The organism is Frankia sp. CcWB3 (assembly GCF_977927595.1).
In genome coordinates this window covers 1-4,320 of the sequence record NZ_CDWRCK010000176.1, presented here as the reverse complement: position 1 = coordinate 4,320, position 4,320 = coordinate 1, and the positions used below count along the sequence as shown (strand labels likewise).

Here is a 4,320-nt window from a genome sequence, read left to right as displayed (position 1 = left end):
TAAAGCACGTTGATTTAATCCATTGACCGGATGGTGGTGTCCGGGTGTGGCACGGCTGCGGCGTGCCGGTAAGGGAAGCAGGCTGCCCGACGGGCTGGTGGCGGGAGCATCGGCGCTTCCTAAACCAGCTCGAAAAAGTGGACGCCGATGCTCCCAGATCTCACTGTACCGTCTTCCCTGGCCGTTCTTCTGGCCGTGTTTCACCGCGCCGACGTTCCAGGTGTTCCGTGCGCTGGCCTGCGGGATGCTCGCCGCGACCGGCCGGCGGACGGTGTGCGGGATGCTCGTGGGCGCGGGGCTGTCGCGGGTGTGGCCGCACGACCGGGCGCACCGGTTCTTCATAGTGATCGCCGGGCTGAGCACGTGAAGCCCCTGGGCGACGAAGCCCGGATTAGCGCGACGATTGAGCCAGGCCCCGGACCGACGCGGCTTGAGGTCGGGTGGCCCAAGGATGCGAATCCCCTGGGCCACCCGATCTCAGAGTCGGCGGGTGAAGTGGAAGGCCGCGATCGTGAAGCCGGTCCGCAGGTAGAGCCGGTGCGCCTCGTAGCGGTGGGTGCCGGCGTCGAGATGGATATGTTCGCAGCCGAGCCGGCGCGCCTCCCGTTCACTCCAGGCGAGCAGCCGGGTGGCGTGCCCCCGCCCCCGCGCCGCCAGGATCGTGGACAGGTCGTCGATGACCAGATGCCGCCCGTAGGCGAGCGAGGTCACCTGCCGGAATCCGACCGCCGCGACCACCCGTCCCAGCTCCCCGTCCCACGACGCGACCAGGCGGTATCCCTCGGGGCGCTGGACCTCGTTGACGAGCTTGACGAACCCGGTGGAGGTCAGATGCGGCCGAAGCTGCCGCATGGGGTCGAACGCCAGCCAGGTACGATCCGCCTCCAGCTCCTCGATCTTCACATACCGTATTCTTGCAGCTTCACCAGGTGAGCCGATGTCCCCGGACGGGTGGAGCGCTCAGAACCAGCCGCGGCGGCGGCCCAGGTGCTCCAGCTGCTGGTGGAGCAGCCCGGCGAGCTGGTGCCGGTCGGTGTCGTGGTGGCCGAGCCGGAACCGGCTGAGCTCGTCGCCGCCGGAGGACAGCAGCCCGCCGCGGCGGTCGGCCTCCAGGACGACGTCCACCCCGGAGCCGTCGACGAGGAAGGTGACTTCCAGTTCGGAGATGCGCCGGGCGTACTCGCCCGACGGCTTCAGCTCGATCTCCTGGTAGAAGGGCAGGTCGGAGCCGTGTAGGCGGCCCTTCTCGACGTCGGCGGACCTGAAGTGGAGCCGAGGTCACCGAGGGAGGTGAGCACCGCCTCCTGGACGGGCAGCGGGTGCACGTTCACCGCGTCGAGGTCACCCGGGTCCACCGCCCCGGGGATGGCCAGCTTGGTCCGCACCCCGATCTTCATCCCGTGCAGGTGCCACCCGCCGATGTCGGTGATCGGGGTCTGCCACGGCACGGGCAGCTCGAAGCGGCCGCTGATCTGCTGCTCCGGGTGGATAGTGAAGTCGCCGCCGATCTGCTGGGTACCGAAGGTGATCTGCTCGTGCCAGGTCGAGTCGTCGGTCTCGACCTCGACGGTCGCCTCGAGCGTGACGAGGACCTTCTCGATCTTCTGCTCGACCTTGCCGCCGGTAACGGTGGTCAGACCGGTCACGACCTGGCCCGGCAGGGTCTCCGGACGGTCCAGCACGGTCTCGACCTCGGCCCCGCCCACGCCGAGCCGCGACATGAACCGCTTCATCCCCATGGGTGCCCGTCCTCTTCCATTCCCATTCTCGTGTGTGCGTAGGACACGTTCTCACATCCGCAGGACGACCGGACCGCCGGAACCGCTCCCGGGTCGGCAGGGTGACAGCGGGCGGGGCGCGTCAACGGGCCGGTGGCGCGGATGGGGTACGGCGTCCGGCTTCGGGGCGAACCGGTACCATTCCGCTTCGTGACCTGCATCGTCGGGGTACAGCAGGACGGCCGGGTCTTGATCGGTGGGGACAGCGCCGGTGTCGCCGGCTGGTCTATCACTGTCCGTGCGGATACCAAGGTATTTCGTAACAGTGAGTTCATTATGGGGTTCACTGATTCGTTCCGGATGGGCCAGCTGCTCCGCTACAGCCTCGTGCCCCCGGTCCCGCAGGACTGGGATCTCGATCGGTTCATGGCGACGGACTTCATCGCGGTGGTCCGGGACTGCCTGCGCGACGGCGGCTTCGCCCGCAACGACTCCGGCAATGAGAGCGGCGGGCTGTTCCTGGTCGGCGTCCGCGGACACCTCTACCGCATCGACTCGGACTACCAGATCGGCCGCAGCGTGGACGACTACTACGCGGTCGGCAGCGGCGACGAGTACGCCTGCGGCTCGCTGTACAGCACCCGGGGCCTCGACCCGAAACAGCGGGTCCGGATGGCGCTGGAGGCCGCGGCCCACCACTCGACCGGGGTGTGCCCGCCGTTCCACATCATCTCCTCCGACGACGTGACCACCTACGACGCCCCGGACTGACCGGACGCCTCGGACTGGCCGGACAGCGGTCAGCGGTGGAGCCGTTCCGCGGCCAGTGCGGCGAAGGCCGACGTGCCGGCGAGCGGTTCGAAGCGTTGCGCGGCGGCGGTCAACGTGCCGTACTCGTCCTCAGTGAGCGTGATGTCGGCCGCGGCGGCGTTGCTCTCCACCTGGGCGACGCTGGACGCCCCCGGGATCGCGACGACCGACGGATGATGGATCGCCCAGGCCAGCGCGATCTGGGCGGGGGTGGCGTCGTGCGTGGCGGCGACCTCGCGTAGGACGTCGAGCAGCGGGGTGGCGCGGGCCAGGTTCTCGGTGAGGAACAGCGGGTTTATCGCGCGGATCCGCCCGGTCGGGCGGTTCGTGACGTCGTAGCGGCCCGAGAGCAGCCCCTGGCTCAGCGGGCTCCAGGCGATCACGACCCGGGACTCCCGGGCGGCGAACGCCAGCAGCTCCTCGCCCCGCCTGCGCCGAACCAGGCTGTACTCGACCTGGTTGGACAGGATGGGCGCGCCGAGCGCCGCCTCGGCGTCCTGCCAGCGGGTCAGCGAGTAGTTGCTGACCCCGACGTCCCCGACGAGGCCGATGGTGCGCAGCGCCGCCATCCCGCGCATCGTCTGGCCGTCCCTGATCACCGGATTGGGCTGGTGGACCTGGTACAGGTCGATGCGGTGCACCCCGAGCCGGTTCGCGCTCGCGACCGCCCGCTGCTCGACGATCGGAGCCAGCGGGAGCACGGGGAACAGCTTCGTCGCCACATACGCCCGGTCCAGCGCGTCCGGGATCCCGGCCAGCGCCGAGCCGAGGATACGTTCGCTGCGCCCCATCCCGTAGATCTCGGCGGAGTCGAACAGTGTCACCCCGAGTTCGAGGGCCCGGCGCACGATGCGCCCGGCCTCGGTGTCGGCGTAGCTCGCCCCGTACCCCCACTCCCTGGACCCGAACTGCCAGGTTCCGAGGCCGATCTTGGATATCTTCTTACTGCTGGCTGTCGTGATGCCCTCGACGTAGCGCATCTGTCCAGTGAACGCCCGACCGTGCCGGGGCGCGAGAGGAGCGTCACCGGTAGCCGCTCCGATGCCGGTGTCGTCGGGGGATCGTCTTGCCCGGGGATCGTCTTGTCCGCGAATCGTCTTGTCTGGGGATCGACAGCGTTCCCGGCGCCGACGTGTTCGGCTGTACCCTCCGGCAGCTGCTAGTTTGCCGGCAGTCCGGTTCGTGCGGATGCGGGCGGGTGCCGGCTGGCCGGTTGGGCACGGTAATGCCGGTAGGTAATGGTTGTGCCGGTCCGTCACGGAACGCCAGGTGGAGGGAGCGTGTTGGTCACCCAGTTCAGTCGAGGGCAGAAGGCGCAGCTGTCGACGATCACCCCGGGCACCGACCTGTACGTCGGGATCCAGATCAATGCGCCGGGGGAGTGGGACATCTCCTGCTTCGGCCTGGACGGCGCCGATCGCCTCACCGACGACCGCTACTTCGTCTTCTTCAATCAGCCGGCGTCGCCGGAGAAGTCCATCCAGCTCCTCGGGCCGCAGGCCGGCGACAGTCAGGCGTTCCGGGTCACCCTTGACCAGATGCCCGCCTCGATCGGCCGGCTGTCGTTCTGCGCCGCCCTCGACGGTGCCGGTAGCGCCTCGGCGATCTCGTCGGGGTACCTGCGGATCGTCGTCGCGGGAACCGAGGTGCTGCGCTACTCCTTCACCGGCGCCGACTTCACCAGCGAGCGCGCCGTGATGATCGCCGACATCTACCGCAAGGGCGTGTGGCGGATCGCCGCCGTGGGCCAGGGGTTCCAGGGGGGACTGGCCGAGCTCATCCGCTCTTACGG

Annotated in this window: 5 protein-coding genes and 1 pseudogene; 3 read left to right on the top strand and 3 right to left on the bottom strand. The window is 69.1% G+C overall.

The window, feature by feature from the left end:
* Positions 1-46: 46 nt before the first annotated feature.
* On the top strand, positions 47-367 hold the full coding sequence (locus tag ACY5KJ_RS13855; protein ID WP_462203529.1) for a hypothetical protein: 321 nt from the start codon (positions 47-49) through the stop codon (positions 365-367).
* Positions 368-477: 110 nt separating this feature from the next.
* Here ACY5KJ_RS13855 and ACY5KJ_RS13850 read toward each other — a convergent pair whose 3' ends face one another.
* Both ACY5KJ_RS13850 and ACY5KJ_RS13845 read right to left on the bottom strand, forming a co-directional pair.
* Positions 478-903: a GNAT family N-acetyltransferase gene (locus ACY5KJ_RS13850; RefSeq protein WP_011437295.1), complete on the bottom strand. Its 426-nt coding sequence runs from the start codon at positions 901-903 to the stop codon at positions 478-480.
* Between the two features lie 57 nt (positions 904-960).
* Positions 961-1,739, bottom strand: a pseudogene (locus tag ACY5KJ_RS13845) (sporulation protein).
* Positions 1,740-1,928: 189 nt separating this feature from the next.
* Here ACY5KJ_RS13845 and ACY5KJ_RS13840 point away from each other — a divergent pair.
* Positions 1,929-2,489 carry an Ntn hydrolase family protein gene (locus ACY5KJ_RS13840; RefSeq protein ID WP_462188163.1) on the top strand — a complete coding sequence of 187 codons (561 nt, stop codon included), beginning with the start codon at positions 1,929-1,931 and terminating at the stop codon, positions 2,487-2,489.
* A gap of 29 nt (positions 2,490-2,518) precedes the next feature.
* Here ACY5KJ_RS13840 and ACY5KJ_RS13835 read toward each other — a convergent pair whose 3' ends face one another.
* The gene (locus ACY5KJ_RS13835; protein ID WP_462203528.1) at positions 2,519-3,508 is read right to left on the bottom strand and encodes an aldo/keto reductase; all 990 of its coding nucleotides are present in this window, start codon (positions 3,506-3,508) and stop codon (positions 2,519-2,521) included.
* A gap of 303 nt (positions 3,509-3,811) precedes the next feature.
* Between ACY5KJ_RS13835 and ACY5KJ_RS13830 the strand changes: the two genes are divergently transcribed.
* Positions 3,812-4,320 (top strand): TerD family protein (locus ACY5KJ_RS13830; protein WP_462203527.1); only part of this gene is annotated, 509 nt, incomplete at its 3' end.

What these genes read in the sequence shown, in the direction of transcription:
- ACY5KJ_RS13835 (WP_462203528.1), bottom strand. Translation starts at nt 3,508, where the DNA reads ATGCGCTACGTCGAGGGCATCACGACAGCCAGCAGTAAGAAGATATCC.